The sequence below is a fragment of the Varibaculum massiliense genome, from assembly GCF_900106855.1.
In the GTDB taxonomy this organism is placed as follows: domain Bacteria; phylum Actinomycetota; class Actinomycetes; order Actinomycetales; family Actinomycetaceae; genus Varibaculum; species Varibaculum massiliense.
The window spans coordinates 378270-395388 of record NZ_FNWI01000004.1; the positions used below are offsets into that span (position 1 = coordinate 378270).

The following is a 17119-nucleotide window of genomic DNA, read 5'->3' on the forward strand; positions in this document are numbered from 1 at the left end:
GCAGCAATGTTTGGGATTAGTGGAAGCGAGTTCTTGGTGCTGGCGGTGATTGCAGCCCTGGTACTAGGTCCAAAGAACGTGGCACAGGGACTAACGGCTCTGCGCAAAGTTCTCACCAGTTTTCGCGGCTGGTCAGCCAAATTGCGGCAAGAAACTTCCGGAGAATTCGCAGGGCTTACTCCTGAAGATTTAGAAAATCTAAAGGTGCTGCGAAATCTTAACCTCGCTAGATACAGTCCTAAACAAATGATTCGGGAAACTATCCAAGAAGAAATTGAAGCCTGGGCGCAATCGGCCAGCGCATCCGGGGAGGTGTTAAAAAATGCCGGCTCCTTAAATACGGAAAATAAAGATTAAAGATAGCGAAAATAATACAAAAAAGGGAAGGGCATTTAGTTGATTTCCTAGGAGAATAAAGCAATGATGAACTGCCCTAATAATCAAGGAAAATCCCGCTAATACCTGTAAGAACAGTCAATCTCATACAATTTTTTCAAAGAGGCAGCAAGTGGGGCTGCCGCACTTTTTCAACAGTCTTTGCAAGGAGGACGCAATGGCCGACGATGCGATTCCTACTCCCGGCAGGAATAACACTTTAACCGAGCCTTTAACTAAGAAGGGCGCTAAATACGGTTTCGTGTTTAACCAAAACCTTTGCAATGGTTGCAAGGCCTGCCAAATCGCTTGTAAAGATAAACACGATTTACCGGTGGGAATGTCCTGGCGGCGGGTGATCGAATATACCGGTGGTTCCTGGAGAGTAAATGAAACTGACGGAACTTTCCACCACAATGTTTTCAGTTACTACACCTCTATCGCCTGCAACCACTGCGAAGATCCTATATGTGTGCAAGTGTGTCCCACCACCGCCATGACCCGGCGCGAAGACGGCACCGTCTATGTGGATCAATCTAAATGCGTGGGTTGCCGCTATTGCCAGTGGGCTTGCCCCTACGGCGCTCCCCAATTGGACGCCCGCAGCGGTCACATGTCGAAATGCGATTTGTGCTATGACTATCGCAGCCAGGGGCAAAACCCGGCGTGCGTAGATGCTTGTCCCACTCGCGCCCTCGGTTGGGGACCGATCGAAGCTCTACGTAAAGAGTTTGGTCAGGAAGCCGGAATCGCTCCTCTCCCCGATCCTTCGATTACTCATCCACATCTGGTAATCAGACCGCACCGCGATGCCCAGGAATGGGATAAGGGCTCCGGCATTATCCAAAGTCCCAAAGAGATATAAACAGCGAATATCATATTCACCAGCTAGGTTAAGGAGCATCATGCATATCGGCGAACTGCCCATGATTATCTTTACTACTGTCGCGCAAATGTCAGTAGGGGCGTTTTGGATTCTGGGAATTATCCAACTACTTGGACGGCGCGCGGGGACAGAGAAATCCGCGATTGACAGCCTGACCAATGCGGGAATGTACGCGGCCGGTCCCCTGCTGCTTCTGGGGTTCTTTGCGGCGTTCTTCCACCTCAATGATCCTTTCCATGCTCCTTTTACCCTGTTGCATTTGGGATCATCTTGGCTCTCCCGCGAACTGATTTCCGGGGTGCTTTACGCCCTGTTCGGTCTGATTTTTGCGCTCACCCAATGGTTTAACCGTTTCAGCCGCACGGTTCGAGATGTATTTGCAGCCCTGACCGCGCTAGCGGGTCTGTCACTGGTGGTATCGATGTGCGGGGTTTACTACTTCGCCATGACGGTTCCCGCCTGGCATACCTGGTTCGTGTGGGTTTCCTTCTTCTGCTCCGCCTTCTTTACCGGTTCCCTGGCCGTGGCCATAGCGCTGTTGACTACCTGGCGGATGAAACTGCGGGGAGCCAGCGAAAAACAAGGCGAGCCCCACAATGTCTGGCAAAAATTAGTTGCTACTTTGCGCCGCGGGCTATTCCCTCCCGGGAAACTACCGGAGGGCTTAATTGATCTAACTAAGCGCTCTATGCGGATTACCACTGGGATTGCGGCTGCTGCCGGGCTAATTATTCTCGTTTCTTACGCTTTCTTTATGACCCAGCTTGGTCTGGGTAGTCCGGTACAGCAGCAGGTTGCCCGAAATATGATGGCGCATGGTTACCTGATTATTAGGCTGGTTTTGCTGGTAATCACCATTTTATTGATTGCGTTGGTGTTGCGGAACTACATATCCCGTACCTCTTACCCCCAGCGCTCCCTGGTGATTACCCTGTGGGTCACTTTCGTCTTAGCGGTAGCTACCGAACTAATTGGACGCGGTCTGCATTACGAGGGGCTGGTACGCGCCGGTATCAACACGCTTCTGGGGTAAAAATTAACCTATGGAGCTCAAAGTACTAGATTCTTTCGCCGCTGCTTTTTCTGTCCTGGGAGCGCTGCATCTAAAGCCTCCCAGCAGCTCGGTAGTTAAGGAATTTTTATCCCTATCTAGCCAGTGGCCGCTACCGTTGACTCCTCAGGGTGAGGAGGCGCTAACAGAGTTGCGTTCCTCCTTCCCCGATGATCCTTCTGAAGAGGATATATACCAGCTATGGGCGGATCAAAACCAGCTTTACGGAATCACCGGTAGCGCCCAGCTTTCCCCCTTTGAATCGGTGCAGCGAGGCGAGGATGGTCTAGTTTTCGATCAAGAAACCATTGAAGTTCGCCACTACTATGGGGCGATGGGGTTCCAAGCTCCCCACTTGGGCAAGGAACCCGATGATCATATTGGTCTGGAAATGGACTTTTTAAGTAAATGCTTGTTGAAAGCCGCCGATGATTTTGCTGCCGGTCAAGAGGCAGGGGCAAAACAGGCTCTGGGAGTTGCCCGCGAGTTTAGCTGTGAGCATCTTTTATGCTGGGGTCCTGATTTCTTTGCTGAGGGGGCACGGCTGGCGAAAACTCCCTGGCTACGTGGAATATCTATACTAGCTGGGCAGACCCTTTCTGAGTGGCAGCAGGCGCTCCTAGATGCCGGATATAAACTGGTAATAGCTCCCCGGCAACGCCAATCCCGCCAAGGGGATTCCTTAGGCGCTGTCCCTGTAGAACTTACCCGCCGTCCTCACTAATAAAGAACAGCTAGAACTTTGATTCCTCGTAACTTTTCCGCTTTATTGCGCTGGATTAGCGCCCAAGACCCGATTAAAACCCTGGTTATTAGCTGCGAGAGTCTGCCGGCGATAACCGTGGGAAAAAAGGATGCCCATCTTTATTGGTCCGGGTGCCTGGGGGAAACTTTTCACGCTGACCTGGCCGCTCAGCTATTGGCTAGCGATATCGAAACCTTGCAAATTATTGGCTGCCCCCAATGTGAGCAGGCCTTAGAAGAAAAACTTTTAGTGGCGAGGACGCGCCTCGGGAAGCTATTGGAAAACTACCTCCCCCCTAAGAAAGCAGCGCGTCACCCGCGCGAAGTATCCTTGGAGGCAGTCCCTCTCCCCCGGCGTTTGCTGCTACCTGTTTCTTCGCACGCTCCGCTAGATTTGGGTTGTTCGCATGCAGGGCGTACTTTCCAGGCCTACCATCTTTTAGCAATAACTCAACGGATTGAAAATCGCGTAGTTAGCCCTGGTGACACCTCCTCGATTGCCTCGGAAGAAAAATCTAACCCCCTTGCCTGCGGCAATCTGCATACTGGGGAGGATAACCGCAGAGATGCGTTTCTGCCGAAATGGGCGCGGATAGATCTGATTCATCTGTTGCGTTGCCCGGAATGTAACGCACAAGTACGCCAATGCCCCGCGAATGAAGGTTTAAATCTCAATGCGGCGGGTAGCGACTGGCATCAGCTGTGTACTGAGTGTCGCCTGGCGTTGCGTTACTGCCCGCAGCACTGTGAGGCCGAAATAGCTAGCCAGGCCTCCTTAGAGGTTTTCACCGCCCTTAGGCACCGGCAAAGTTCGGAAGAAACCCGCGAATGTGTACGCTGTAAAAATCCCCATCCGGCAAGTGAAGGAGAGCTGTGCGCACTTTGTAGCTACCAGGAGGAAAACCCGTTTTCTGCGGCTATGCCACAGGAGGTCCTCAAGACTCTACCCCCAGAGCTACAAGACAAGCTACGCGGGGTTTAACCGTTAGCCCCAAAGGCAGTCCCCAGAGACAAAGAAGCCGCTCCAATCCTGGAGCGACTTTAGTGGGCGATACTGGACTCGAACCAGCGACCTCTTCCGTGTCAAGGAAACGCGCTAACCAGCTGCGCCAATCGCCCGAGGTGGGTACGGGATTCGAACCCGTGTACACGGCTTTGCAGGCCGCTGCCTAACCACTCGACCAACCCACCATAATCAAAGAGCGCCGCGCTTGGCGACGCCCTCTAAATCGAGCGGATGACGAGACTCGAACTCGCGACCCTCACCTTGGCAAGGTGATGCTCTACCAACTGAGCTACATCCGCGTTGCGTATGAAAGTATATCTGGAAAGTTATCGGTTTTACCAAACTGGGCCTGCGTGGGTCTGCTCACAGCTGCGTTTATCTGGCGTTTTAGGCGAGATAAATCTTTTTCAAAACCGAAGTCCTTCCCCCGAGAAAGCCGCTAGGAAAGTTTTCAAAGCGCGCACCACAAACGGGGTTGATATTCTCTAAATATCTGACAAGTCAGGATTATCTCTAGAGGAGTTACGGATGATGGGTATTTTAGGTAGCAGCATGATTATATTTTTACTGCTAGTAGTCTTGATTGGATATTTCTTGTTTTCCGCGATTTTCATCGTGAAACAACAAACGGAAGCCATAATTGAGCGTTTCGGAAAATATCGGCGGGTTTGCACCCCTGGTCTTAACATCAAGATTCCAGTTATCGACCGGATAGCCAAAATTGTGGAACGCCGGATTCAGCAACTGGATCTGGTAGTAGAAACCAAAACCAAAGATAACGTGTTCGTAGCTATCCCGGTTTCGGTGCAGTTCCAGGTGCAAGACTCGGCGGCCTCGTTCTATTCCCTGGCTAACCCCGCCCAACAGATTACCTCTTATGTATTTGACCGGATACGTTCTTCCCTTTCTCAGTTAAACCTGGATGAGGCCTTTTCTTCCAAAGACACTATCGCGCAAGAAATTGAGATTTCTTTGGGAGAACAGATGGCGCGCTACGGCTTTAGAATCGTGAACTCGCTGGTCACCGACATTAATCCGGATAAGCGGGTACGGGATTCCATGAACTCTATTAACGCTGCCCAGCGCGAACGGGAAGCCGCAATCCAGCTGGCAGAAGCCGATAAAATCAAACTGGTAAAACAGGCAGAGGCGGATGCGGAATCCAAGCGCCTACAAGGTGAAGGTATCGCTTTGCAGCGTCGCGCCATTGTAGAAGGCTTAGTAGAACAATACGAATCCTTACGCGATGCCGGCATCGGCGACCAGGCGCAACAGATTTTATTGATGACCCAGTATTTTGATACTTTGGCAGAGGTAGCCAAATCTTCTAATACCCAAACCTTAATGCTGCCCGCTAATCCCACTGGGGTCACCAATACTATGGAGGAAATCCGCACTTCCCTAGTTGCCGGTCTCAAAGCTGCCGGACAATAAATCTGACTTAAACCCGCGCTCGGGGTACGCTGGATAACGACTCTGTTCCCTACGAAGATGACAATATAACTAAGTATTAAGAATAAGTATGATGAAAAAACACCAGCAAGAACCGATTCCACCAGAACAGAACTTTCCGAAGAGAACTGGGTTTCACCAGGGCAGACGCCACGGACGCGGCGAAGAATTACGCATCCTCTTAGAAAAATATGATCGTCGGATTTCGCACTTAGAGCAAAGCGATCCTGAACGAGCCCACATTGTTGCTTCCCGCACCCAACATTTACGGCAGGCGCTGGCCAACAAAGTTTCAGCTGAACTTGAAAAATCCGAAGTAAGCAGTACCAGCCCAACAGTTGCAGCCGCGAGCAACCCGGATAGTGATCGCAGCGCAGCAGGTACAAATCCTCCGACAGCGGCCAGTGCCTGGCGGCGCGGAACCCAGATTGCCCGAGAGCAGACCCAAAATCTGTTGCACAAGGTACCTTATCCGCATGGTATGCACCCCGGCTTGGTGCGCGGAATTGCGATTGACGAACAGATCATCAAATATCGCACCGATAAAGTAGTGTTCTTGTGTACCGGGACGTTAGTGTTAGCTTTTATCCTTTGGGGACTAATCTCTACCGATTCCCTGCGCGCAGTTTCTGATGTGGCGTTGCAGTGGGTGGTAGACAATACCGGTTGGCTATTTTCTATTCTGGCAGCCGTGATTTTACTGTTTATGCTGTTCGTGGGACTTTCTCGCTATGGAAATATTCCTTTGGGTCGCGATAACGAGGAACCCGAATACTCTTACGGTTCTTGGATAGCCATGATGTTTAGTGCCGGTATGGGAATCGGTCTGCTATTTTTTGGCCCCTACGAGCCGATGATTTATTTCACCTCTCCCGCCCCGCACTCCAGCGCTAAACCTGGCAGCTATCAGGCTCTAAATGATGCCATGTCACAAACGATGCTGCATTGGGGACTAAATGCTTGGGCAATCTACGCCCTGGTAGGATGTGCCATCGCCTACGGCACCTACCGACGGGGACGGGTTCCCCTAATTTCCTCGATTTTCTCTCCTTTACTGGGGCACAAGTTTGCCCAGGGAGGAGTGGGGCAAGTAATCGATATGCTGGCGATTACCGCTACCCTGTTCGGCACCTGCGCCTCCTTAGGGATGGGCGCTATGCAGATTACCCGAGGTCTGGAATTAGTTTCGGGGATTGGCAAAATCGGTAACGCGGGCTTAATAATCATTATTTCCCTGCTGACCGCGGCGTTTATTGCTTCAGCGGTTTCCGGGATTTCCCGGGGTATCCGGATGCTTTCCAATATCAACATGGGACTAGCCTTCTGCTTAATGGCCTTTATTTTCTTTGCCGGCCCCACGGTGTTCATCTTGAATCTGATTCCTTCCACGTTGATGAACTATCTTTCTGACCTATTCGGCTTGCTAGCGACCTCCCCCTCCTACGGGCCGCAAGCCGCTGAATTTGCCTCCACCTGGACCGTGTTCTACTGGGCATGGTGGATTTCTTGGTCTCCCTTCGTAGGGCTATTTATCGCCCGAATTTCTCGCGGACGCACGCTGCGTCAATTCGTGACTGGAGTTTTACTGGCGCCCACCTTGGTTTGCCTGATTTCATTTTGTATCTACGGGGGAACCACCATGTATCTGCAGATTCATGGAGCGGATATGCCCTTGCAGGAAGGCGCGGAAGTAATGTTATTTGCCCTTTTGCAGGAGCTACCACTGACAAAAATCACTTCTCTGATAGCCATGTTTTGTTTAGCGATTTTCTTCGTGACTTCCGCCGATTCCGCCTCGGTGGTAATGGGTTCTCTATCCCAACAGGGTAAACCAGTTCCCGACCGGAAAATCACGGTATTTTGGGGGCTCTGTCTGGCCGGTATCGCCGTAGTGGGGATGCTGGTAGGTGGGCAAGACGCCCTGCAAGGGATGCAAAACTTGATTATCGTGGCTTCCCTACCTTTCGCGATTATCATAGCGGGAATGATTTTTGCGCTGCTACGGGATTTATCTCGCGATCCCTTCACCATCAGGCGTAACTTTGAACGCTCAGCCCTTTCTAAAGCAGTGGTTGGGGGGCTCAAACGTTACGGAGATGATTTCAAGATCGTAGTAGTACCCACTAAAGAAGGAGAGGGTGCGGGCGCAGATTTTGATTACACTACACCGGAGGTTACCGAATGGTATCGGCGTACCGACACGGAAGGCAATCCCATCGACTACGACTACGCTTCTCAAACCTATCTGGACAAGCAAGGTAACCCGGTGTACTGGAATGAGGAAGATGAAACCTACGAGGATGCCGCCGGTGACCCAGTTCCCTGGGAAAGCGTAGAGGACACTGCCGAGGAAGAATCCGAAAAAGAGACTACCGAGGAGACCAATAATTAACGGCTAGGTTTCCCTGGTTACCGGCTGCTGACTGCGGGAATGCAATTTTTCGCGGATTGCGGCTATAAACTACCCACCAGCTGCCAGGACCCTGCCGCTAGTAACGCTATCGATACCGCGGGAAGCAACCGGCGCATCCATAGTTTCCAGGCGGCGGGCGGGGCGGTAATAATCTCAATACCGGCAGTTTTTGCTGCTTCACCGAAATCGCCAGTTCCTTTCTTAGTCGCTTTAGCCTTTAACCTTTTCCAGGCAGGTTCAGCTAGATAAGTTTCCGCTGTTTCCCCTGCCGGTTCCGCTAACGCCGCAGGGGAATTGTCCGGCCGGTAACAACCCGCCTTTGCCGAGGGCGCGGGAGCGGGATTTTCTTGATCCTGCGCGGGAGCAAAAACCGAAGCAAAAGCAGCCAACTTGGGAGCTGAAAAAGACAAAGTTTTTTTAGGCACCATCAGGTTTATCTGCGGATTTTTTGGTTTACCCGCTGCCTGCGGCGCACGACTTATAGCCGCAACCTTTTCTGCACCGGAAGCGGTGATTTGCCTGCTTCGTTTTGGGGCTAACTGAAAGGCATCGCTAACTAAAACCGTATTATCAAACCCAGTTTGCTGCTCTTTCAGCGTTTTTTCCGCAGGAAACGCCGCTAGCTGCGACACCTGTCCCCTGGCAGGCAGAACCGCCCCTGCCACGCATGCACCTGTCCGGGGTATCTCTAAATCATGTTGTGCGCCCTCACCCAAGTACATAAAGGGACGTACTAACCAATTTTTCCCTTGCTCATCCTTAATCAAATGAGGACAGGGAAAAGAAGTTTTTCCGCACGGCACTATCAGTTGCAATACCGGAACAACTTCCTCTGCTACCGGAACTGCCACCCAATTGTTACCCGTCTGCGCTTCGATTATCTTTTTCCGATACCCCGGGGGATCTCCAGCTGTTTTTAAGACACATTTCGTTCCCATGACTTCACCCAACTCTTCCTGAGAGTTTTTGTCATCTTATTTTCCACAGTTACCAGTTTTGTTTTCCTTGCCCTTTGCCTGGGGACAAGTTCTCAATATACGTTTTAGCGAGTTTTTCGATAGGCTTAAGGCATCATGGCTACACAAAATAACCCGCAGAAGAAAAAACACTGGTGGAACAACATCGCGGATGTTTACCGCGTAACTAAACGCAGCTATTCCTGGATTGGGTGGGCGATGCTGGCTGCCCTGCTGTCAGTTCCCCTCATCGTGTTGATAATCTGCTTTCTGGTTCCCTTCAGTGTCGGGCGCAGCATCTTTTACGTAATTGTCGGACTCTCGCTGGGGATGTTGCTGGCCACCACCCTGCTAACGCGTCTGGCCAATAGCGCCATGTATAAGCAGCTAGAGGGGGTTAAAGGTAATGTTTATGCAGTTTTGCGTTCTATCAAACGCGGCTGGATTGTTGAGCAAGAACCGGTAGCTATTAACCGTAAACAAGACTTGGTTTATCGTCTGGTAGGACGACCCGGAATTGTGCTTATTTCGGAAGGCCCCTCCTCACGCGTTAGCGAACTACTCAATGACCAAGAGCGCAAATGCCATCGGGTTGCCCCCTCGGTACCTATCCATAAAATCCAGTCGGGGCAGGGGAAAAATCAAGTTCCCATCGGGAAGCTGCTGAAAACCATTAACCGCTTGAAGAAAGAAATCGGCAAGGACGAAGTTCCGATTGTGGGGCAACGCTTGCAGTCTTTACAAAATAAGGCCTATCGCCTCCCCGGCGGGGTGGATCCGGCTAAGGCAAAAATGAATCGCCGGATGTTCCGCGGAAAATAGTAGCTGCGGGTCTGCTTCGCCTCGAAACGCTAACTCAGCAAGAAACACCTGGTTACTTGGCGTTTTCCTGAGGAGTGCCCAGCACCTTGTCTAAGAGTGCTTTCGAAGGACGCAACTCGGTGACGCTCTCATCAACTTCCCAATCCCCTACGGGACGTGAAGACCAGATACGGGCGGAAAAATTCCCCGGCTCGCCCTCAAAAACCGTCAGAGAAGCATTCGAAACCGGTTTGGTAGCTGCCAGGGCAAAAGTAATTTCCGGGGTGTTCATATAGGACCAGTAACGAATGATGGCTCCATGCGCCACAATCACTGCGCAGCCGTCCGCGCCCACCTTGTCGGCAGTCACTGCCACCACCCGGTTAAAACGCGCTAAAGTTTCTGCGCCGCTTTCCCCACCCTCCATTCTTACTTGGGTATCGCCCTGCATCCAGGCGCCAATAGTACTTACGTACTGCTCTACCGAGGTCATATCGGTAGCCATTTCCAGCTTTCCTGCCTGCACCTCATTGGCATCGCCGCTTTGTACTCGGGTTAGTCCGAATCGTTCTTCTAAAGGCTGGGCAGTTTGGTGGGTACGAATCAGATTCGAAGTCACAATCAGCTGGGGATCTGGCAGGTGAAGCTGTTCCCAGGTTTTTAGCGCCGCACGCGCCTGACGCAGCCCCTCGGGGTTCAGCGGGGCGCCTGGCTCAGCAGTGTCCAGGGCGCCAGAAATGTTAGCGTTAGTTTGCCCGTGTCGCATCAAAACCAGTTTCATAGTTTCCTTTCTTAGGAGTTGTAAAAGACCCGTTCCATCACTGCCCGCGCCCGGCGCGCCCGGCGTAAATAGTCTTCCCGCAAATCGTTCTCTTTACCTAGCGGATAGCCCAGCAGGCGTGCCAAGGCGTGAGCCGGGGCAGCCGCAGTCGGTAAATAGTCCAATTTATTACCACTCATCCGGTTAGTGACCAGCACATTACCGCAACGAATCCGGCATCCTAACATCCAGGCTGCTACCAGGGCATCGCGATCTGTTTCCGATAGCATTCCTTGCCCCGTGGCTACCGCCAGAGCTTGCAAAGTGCCGGTTACCCGCAGATCCGGGCAGGAATCTGCCCCCTGCATCTGCAGCAATTGGGCTACCCACTCCACATCGCTAAGTCCCCCGGGGCCTAGTTTTACGTGCAGGGAGGAGTCTTGACCGCCGGGAACTCGCTCGTTTTCCATCCGGGCTTTCAGTAGCCGGATTTGCCGAATCCCGCCCTCATCAATGGGACGCTCATAGCGCAGCGGGTCAATAGTTTTGCTAAAACGCTCCATTAAATCCTGGTCGCCCCAAAAGGCGCGGGCTCGCAACAATGCCTGCAATTCCCAAGGTTCCGCCCAACGTTCATAGTAGTCGCGTAAGGCGTCCAGGGAACGCGAAATGACCCCATCCTCGCCCTCGGGACGAAGCCCGTAGTCAACTTTCAAACTGGGAGCTGTCGCTGGTCGGTTCATTTCTTCTTGCAGTCGCGTAGCGAACAAGACTGCTATCCGGGAGGCTTCGGGGGCAGGTAGCTTCGCGTTAGTGCGCAAAGAGGTAGCTGCGGGGGAATTCCCAAAGACCGGAGCAGGCACATTTTCTACCAACCCGGGCGCAGACCATAGCGGATCCAACAGCGGTGAATGCACCACCAACAGGTCGGCATCAGAAGCGTAGGCGGATTCGCGGCCACCGCCCCTGCCCATAGCTACCAAGGCAATACGCGGTACCGCCTCTTCTTTTTCCGCAATTTCGCGCATTATCACTTGGCTGACGGCGGCAATAGTTGCATCGTTAATATCGGTGATTGCTGCCTGGGCAGAAATAGGATCTAAATGATTGATTACATCTCGCAGAGCGCAACGCAACAATTCCCGTCCCCGGGTTTGGCGAATCAGATCTACTGCAGCTGCGGTGTCCTGGTGCCGTCGGGAAAGTGCCTCCATCTCTGCATAAAGTTGCTTAAAACTGCGGGTAGCGAGTTTTTCATCATCATCTAGCCATTGCACCGCCTCCGGTACATGTTCCAGACGCTCCGCGATATAGGGGCTGAGCGACAAAATAGTACACAGACGGTGAGCTACCCGGGAAGAGTCACGCAGCAGCCCCATATACCAGTGCGATTTCCCGATTGACTCCGAGAGGCGGCGAAAACGCAGCAGCCCCGCATCTGGGGAAGGTCCTTCCGCCAACCAATCCAGCAACACCGGCAAAATATGGCGCTGGATTTGGCTGCGGCGAGACACCCCCGCGGTCAAAGCGGCGATATGCCCCAGGGCTCCGCGCGTATCCCGGTATCCGGCCAGGCGCAGGCGATCAGCGGCGGCCTGCGGATTTAGAGCAGCCTCTTCTTTTGAAAGCCCCGCAGTTGCCGGAAGCAGGGGACGATAAAAAATATCTTGTTGTAGGGCGCGGATTTGGGGCTTAAGTTTTTCCCAGTAGCTGGTTAGTTCCCCGCTTTTACCAAAACGCTCTATCCCCAGCGATCTGCCAATCCGGCGTTCGTCTTCGGGGTTTTGTGGGAATAGGTGGGTGCGCGACATCCGCTGCATTTGCATCCGGTGTTCCACTACCCGCAAGAAGCGGTAAGCATCCGCCAATTGCCGGGCGGATTCCCGACCAATATAACCGCCTTGAACCAGAGCATCTAACGCCTGCAAAGTGGGGCGCACATGCAGGCTTTCATCAGTGCGACCATGCACCATTTGCATCAACTGCACCGAGAACTCTACATCACGTAGCCCCCCGGGCCCCAGTTTTAATTCCCGGCCAGCTGTAGGGCTAGGGATCGATTCTTCTACCCGAATACGCATTGCGCGGGTGTCACTAAAAAAGTCTTCCCGCTCGACTGCCGTCCATACCAGAGGCCATACTGCCTGCATATAGGCTTCTCCTACCCGGGAGGATCCGGCGGCAGGGCGTGCCTTTAATAGTGCCTGAAACTCCCAGGTTTTTGCCCATTTCTGGTAATACTTGGCGTGCGCAGCTACCGTGCGACAGGTGACTCCATCTTGCCCCTCCGGGCGCAGAGCTAAATCTATGGGCCACAGTGGCATCTCAATTCCTGGTCCGCAACAAGCCTGGGAAATCCCGATTGCCAAGCGAGAAGCCACTTTCAGAGCCTGTTCTTCATTTAGAGTGCTATTTTCGCAGGGCTCAGCCACGTATATTAGGTCAATATCGCTGTGATAGTTGAGTTCCCCTGCCCCGGTTTTTCCCAGGGCAATCACCGCAAAATCAGCTTTTCCTTCCGGGTCATATTTTGCGCGGGCGAGGGCGAGGGCGCCCTCTAAAGTCGCGTCAGTAAGGGCGCTCAGCTTGCCGGCCACTACCGAAAAGAAAGCTAGCGGATTGGGGTGCAAGGCATCCTCAGCGATGATTTGTAGCAGCTGAGCGCGATAGGCACGCCGCAGATCATTAAGGTCGCTTTCGCCTGCGAGCCAGGTATCTTTCCGGATTTCCTTAGCCTGCACCGCCTGCAATATTTCTTGGCGCACCCGGGTGCGGTAGCGAGCAATTAAATCTAGTTCTTGGGCAACCAGGTAGCGGTTGCCATCCCAATAGCTATCTTGATCCGCCACCTGCAAGCGCGGAAGAATCTGGGGGTGAGAAACCAGGTAATCGCCCGCAAACCGGCAAACTCCGCAAATAGCTATCACCAGGGCGCGCTGGCGGGGATTTTCTGCCAGGTATTTCCCGGTATCCTCCCCTGCCTCTAAAAGGTTCGTTAAACACAGTAATACCTGGTCAGGACAGGCAGAAGCCCCCAGTTCCCGCCAAAAATCTTCATTTTGTACCAGCGGGACAAAAGTTGGGCTGCTTATCCAGCTTTCCGCGCGCGCAACTTCCGTAACCCCGCAAGAACGCAGGCGGGAAGCAAGAGTAACTTTCCTGACCATGACTATACTCGCAAGAACTTTGCCAGTTCTCCCCGCGTGATTTGCGCCGAATACTCGCGCCACTCCCGCTCTTTATTGCGCAGCACATAAGCGAAAACTTCCTCTCCCAGTACGTTGGCCATAAACTCGGATTTGCGTAGCTCCATGATGGCTTCTTCCAAGGTTAGGGGCAGGGCGGGGATTCCTTGCGCCCGGCGTTCTTGATCCGATAGTTGCCAGACATCGTCCTCGGTTTCTAGGGGGAGTTTCATTTCTTTTTCAATCCCGTCTAGCCCGGCAGCCAGCAGTGCCGCATAAGCTAAATAGGGATTAGCGGCTGGATCGGTGCCGCGATATTCGATGCGGGCATCACCGGCTTTTTCTGGTTTATAGAGCGGCACCCGCACCAGCGCTGAACGGTTATTGTGTCCCCAACAAATATAGGAGGGCGCCTCTGAGCCTCCCCAAAGGCGTTTATACGAGTTGACGTGTTGGTTTACTATTGCTGAGTATTCGCGGGCATGGGCAAGCAGCCCGGCAGTAAAAGCCTGACCGGTGGCAGAGAGCTGATAAATATCGCTGGAGGCATCGTAAAAAGCGTTTTGTTCCCCCTCGAAAAGTGATACATGGGTGTGCATTCCGCTGCCCGCCTCACCCGCCATAGGCTTAGGCATAAAGGTGGCCACCATATTGTCTTGCATCGCGATCTCTTCGATTAGGATCCGGAAAGTCATGATGTTATCGGATCCGGTCAGGGCATCGGAGGCACGCAGGTCGATTTCATTTTGTCCCGGACCGTTTTCGTGATGCGAAAACTCTACCGAGATTCCCATTTCTTCCAGCATTGCCACTGCCCGGCGCCTAAAAGAGTTATCCCCGCCATTAGGCACATGATCAAAGTAGGAGGCATTGTCAATAGGTCGCAGGGGTTCATCTAAGGAGGTGGGTGGCTCTAGCAGGTAAAACTCGATTTCGGGGTGAATGTTAAAAGTGAAACCCAGATCTGCGGCACGTTCCAATTGTCGCTCTAATACCCGGCGAGGATCAGAACGAGCAGGCTGCAGATCCGGGGTATAAACATCGCAAAACATCCGTCCGACTTCGGCATCCTCGCCCCGCCAGGGCAAAATTTGGAAAGTGGAGGCATCCGGCCGCAGCAGCATATCGGATTCGTACACCCTGGTAAAGCCCTCGATGGCGGAACCATCGAAGCCGATCCCCTCGTTGAAGGCGTCTTCTAATTCGGCGGGGTCAATCGCCACCGACTTTAGGGAGCCAGATACATCGGTAAACCAAAGGCGAATGAATTTTACTCCCAGTTCCGCAATTTTTTGTAGTACTTCCTCTTGCGCTGAATCCACAATTCTTCCTTACTGTCAACCGGTTTTTGGGGCTTAAGTTATTAGTTCTAGTATGGCTAGCTACTGGGCGTGCGCCCACCAACGTCCATCGCCGCTGCGTCCACACTTGAGCGGCAAACTGAATGAATCCGAGAGATTTTCACTGGTCAGCACCTGGTTAATCTCGCCGCTAGCCATAATTCTTCCTTCCTTCATCAAGGCGGCGCGGTTAAAAGTTGCCGGTATTTCTTCTAAATGGTGGGTGACCATTACTATCTGGGGAGACTTTGGATCCGAGCTGAGTTCATCCAGGGCGGAAAGCAATAGTTCACGTGCCTGCAGATCCACCCCCGCTACCGGTTCATCCAGAAGCAAGATTTCTGGATCCGCCATCAGGGCGCGGGCAATCAGCACCCGCTGGCGTTCCCCGTCAGAAAGCGTGGACAACCTGCGGTCTTGCAGAGATGCTACCCCGAATAACTCCATCAGATTACTGCGGCGTTGATAGTCGATATCCTCAAAATCTTGATCCCGTCCGCGCACCATAGTGCCATAAGCAGCCGATAGGATTAGTGCCTTCACAGTTTGCGACCCCGGGATTACCCGCAACGCCGCAGTAGAACACAGCCCCACCCGTTCATGCAGTTGTTGCACCGGGACTGCACCCAATCGCTCTCCTAAAATCTCTGCTTCCCCGCTAGAGGGATAGCTGCGAGCTGCCAGGATGGCTATCAGAGTAGTTTTTCCTGCTCCATTGGGGCCTAGGATTACCCAGTTCTCTCCTAGTTCGGTTTGGAAGGAAACATCCTGCAGTATGGGGTTTCCCCCACGTATAAAACTAACGTGTTGCAATCGGAGCAGAGTATCCATACGTCCCATCTTAACCAGTGTGCCAACAGATAGTGGCGGGGGCGAGCATCTTCCCCAAAATGCTCGCCCCCCCCGCCGCAGCTATTACCCTTTTACCTGCCTATTTGCTTTATAGGAGGGAGCGGTACAGTTCCACAGTTTTATCTGCAACTGTCTGCCAAGAGAATTTTTCTTCCACCCGCTTACGTCCGGCTTTACCCATTTTCTTGGCTAGCTCAGGATTCTCAAGCAGGGTGGTAATCCGCTCCGCCATATCCCGATGGAATTTATCGGGATTCGTGGGGGTGCCGCTGCCGTCAGTTAGTTGTTCAATCGGCACTAAATACCCGGTTTCACCCTCGGCAATGCAATCGGGAATCCCTCCGGTGGCGGTGCCCACTACCGGCAGTTCCATGGCGGCGGCCTCGAGATTTACTATTCCCATTGGTTCGTATATCGAAGGAGTAACAAACACATGAGCCGCAGACAAGATGTTTACTAGCTGATCGTGCGGGAGCATTTCTTCAATCCATATAATCCCGCTGCGCCGAGCCGATAGCCCCGCTACCAGTTCCCGAACTTCTTTTTCAATCTCTGGGGTATCTGGAGCCCCGGCACACAACACCACTTGCGAATCTGCCGGAATCTGCTCGATTGCCTGCAAGAAGTGCGGCAGCCCTTTTTGTCTAGTTATCCGCCCTACGAACACCACCGTCGGTATCTCGGGGTTAATCCCATGTTTAGCCAGAGTTTGGGCAACCGCCTCCTGGTCAGTAGGCAGCGCCCAATCGGTTAGATCCAAGCCATTATGGATAACGTGGACTTTATCCGGATCTATCTGCGGGTAAGCCCGTAAAATATCTTCCTTCATCCCATGGGAAACCCCTACCACCGCGTCGGCTGCCAGATAAGCGGTTTCTTCTGCCCAGGAGGAAAGATTATATCCTCCGCCTAGTTGTTCGCGTTTCCAAGGTCGCAGCGGTTCCAAGGAGTGGGCAGTCACCACATGCGGGATTTCGTAGAGTTTCTTTGCCCAGTGACCGGCCATATTGGCGTACCAGGTATGAGAATGCACCAGGTCAGCCTGGTCACAGTGTTGCGCCATCTGCAAGTCGATTCCCAGGGTACGCAGGGCGGCATTATCCCCATCCTGCTTTCGACAATAGTCGTATCCCTGTACCCGAATTTTTCCGCCGTTATCGGGGCGCGGACCGTCGAAGCAATGCACTCCCACCTCAATTCTTTCCGCTAACACCTTCGCCAGCTCAGTGACGTGGACGCCAGCTCCGCCATAAACATGAGGTGGGTACTCGCGGCTTAACAAATCGACACGCATTTTG

14 protein-coding genes and 3 tRNA genes are annotated in these 17119 nt (G+C 52.8%); 8 read left to right on the forward strand and 9 right to left on the reverse strand.

Annotated features, from left to right (window positions below; all coding sequences use genetic code 11):
* Positions 1–6: 6 nt before the first annotated feature.
* The 5 genes from BQ5456_RS01770 to BQ5456_RS01790 all read left to right on the forward strand — a co-directional run bounded on the left by BQ5456_RS01770 (position 7) and on the right by BQ5456_RS01790 (position 4038).
* A complete protein-coding gene (locus BQ5456_RS01770; RefSeq protein WP_071128483.1) occupies positions 7–357 on the forward strand; it encodes a twin-arginine translocase TatA/TatE family subunit in 351 nt (116 codons plus the stop codon).
* Between the two features lie 196 nt (positions 358–553).
* A complete protein-coding gene (locus BQ5456_RS01775; protein ID WP_071128484.1) occupies positions 554–1240 on the forward strand; it encodes a DMSO/selenate family reductase complex B subunit in 687 nt (228 codons plus the stop codon).
* Positions 1241–1280: 40 nt separating this feature from the next.
* Positions 1281–2294, forward strand: a complete 1014-nt coding sequence (locus tag BQ5456_RS01780; protein WP_083378294.1) for a dimethyl sulfoxide reductase anchor subunit family protein — start codon at positions 1281–1283, stop codon at positions 2292–2294.
* Positions 2295–2304: 10 nt separating this feature from the next.
* Positions 2305–3036, forward strand: coding sequence for a TorD/DmsD family molecular chaperone (locus BQ5456_RS01785; protein WP_071128485.1), 732 nt, complete (start codon positions 2305–2307; stop codon positions 3034–3036).
* Positions 3037–3081: 45 nt separating this feature from the next.
* On the forward strand, positions 3082–4038 hold the full coding sequence (locus BQ5456_RS01790) for a hypothetical protein (protein ID WP_159428746.1): 957 nt from the start codon (positions 3082–3084) through the stop codon (positions 4036–4038).
* Between the two features lie 63 nt (positions 4039–4101).
* Here the strand turns inward: BQ5456_RS01790 and BQ5456_RS01795 are convergent.
* The 3 genes from BQ5456_RS01795 to BQ5456_RS01805 all read right to left on the reverse strand — a co-directional run bounded on the left by BQ5456_RS01795 (position 4102) and on the right by BQ5456_RS01805 (position 4361).
* Positions 4102–4175 (reverse strand) — tRNA-Val (locus BQ5456_RS01795).
* Between the two features lies 1 nt (position 4176).
* Positions 4177–4247, reverse strand: a tRNA-Cys gene (locus BQ5456_RS01800).
* 41 nt (positions 4248–4288) lie between these two features.
* Positions 4289–4361: transfer RNA gene (locus BQ5456_RS01805), tRNA-Gly, on the reverse strand.
* 229 nt (positions 4362–4590) lie between these two features.
* Here BQ5456_RS01805 and BQ5456_RS01810 point away from each other — a divergent pair.
* Both BQ5456_RS01810 and BQ5456_RS01815 read left to right on the forward strand, forming a co-directional pair.
* The gene (locus BQ5456_RS01810; RefSeq protein ID WP_071128487.1) at positions 4591–5496 is read left to right on the forward strand and encodes an SPFH domain-containing protein; all 906 of its coding nucleotides are present in this window, start codon (positions 4591–4593) and stop codon (positions 5494–5496) included.
* A gap of 91 nt (positions 5497–5587) precedes the next feature.
* Positions 5588–7906: a BCCT family transporter gene (locus tag BQ5456_RS01815; protein WP_071128488.1), complete on the forward strand. Its 2319-nt coding sequence runs from the start codon at positions 5588–5590 to the stop codon at positions 7904–7906.
* A gap of 62 nt (positions 7907–7968) precedes the next feature.
* Here the strand turns inward: BQ5456_RS01815 and BQ5456_RS01820 are convergent, their stop codons facing one another.
* The gene (locus tag BQ5456_RS01820; protein WP_071128489.1) at positions 7969–8865 is read right to left on the reverse strand and encodes a hypothetical protein; all 897 of its coding nucleotides are present in this window, start codon (positions 8863–8865) and stop codon (positions 7969–7971) included.
* Between the two features lie 135 nt (positions 8866–9000).
* Here BQ5456_RS01820 and BQ5456_RS01825 point away from each other — a divergent pair, with 135 nt between their 5' ends.
* On the forward strand, positions 9001–9705 hold the full coding sequence (locus BQ5456_RS01825) for a DUF4191 domain-containing protein (protein ID WP_071128490.1): 705 nt from the start codon (positions 9001–9003) through the stop codon (positions 9703–9705).
* A gap of 52 nt (positions 9706–9757) precedes the next feature.
* On the opposite strand, the gene BQ5456_RS01830 is transcribed toward BQ5456_RS01825, so the two are convergent.
* The 5 genes from BQ5456_RS01830 to glgA all read right to left on the reverse strand — a co-directional run bounded on the left by BQ5456_RS01830 (position 9758) and on the right by glgA (position 17115).
* A complete protein-coding gene (locus tag BQ5456_RS01830) occupies positions 9758–10465 on the reverse strand; it encodes a histidine phosphatase family protein (protein WP_071128491.1) in 708 nt (235 codons plus the stop codon).
* Between the two features lie 11 nt (positions 10466–10476).
* A complete protein-coding gene (locus BQ5456_RS01835; RefSeq protein WP_071128492.1) occupies positions 10477–13611 on the reverse strand; it encodes a bifunctional [glutamine synthetase] adenylyltransferase/[glutamine synthetase]-adenylyl-L-tyrosine phosphorylase in 3135 nt (1044 codons plus the stop codon).
* A 2-nt stretch (positions 13612–13613) separates the two neighbouring features.
* On the reverse strand, positions 13614–14951 hold the full coding sequence (locus BQ5456_RS01840) for a glutamine synthetase family protein (protein ID WP_071128493.1): 1338 nt from the start codon (positions 14949–14951) through the stop codon (positions 13614–13616).
* Positions 14952–15011: 60 nt separating this feature from the next.
* Positions 15012–15800 carry an ABC transporter ATP-binding protein gene (locus tag BQ5456_RS01845; protein ID WP_071128494.1) on the reverse strand — a complete coding sequence of 263 codons (789 nt, stop codon included), beginning with the start codon at positions 15798–15800 and terminating at the stop codon, positions 15012–15014.
* Between the two features lie 109 nt (positions 15801–15909).
* Positions 15910–17115: a glycogen synthase gene (glgA, locus tag BQ5456_RS01850; RefSeq protein WP_071128495.1), complete on the reverse strand. Its 1206-nt coding sequence runs from the start codon at positions 17113–17115 to the stop codon at positions 15910–15912.
* Positions 17116–17119 lie beyond the last annotated feature (4 nt).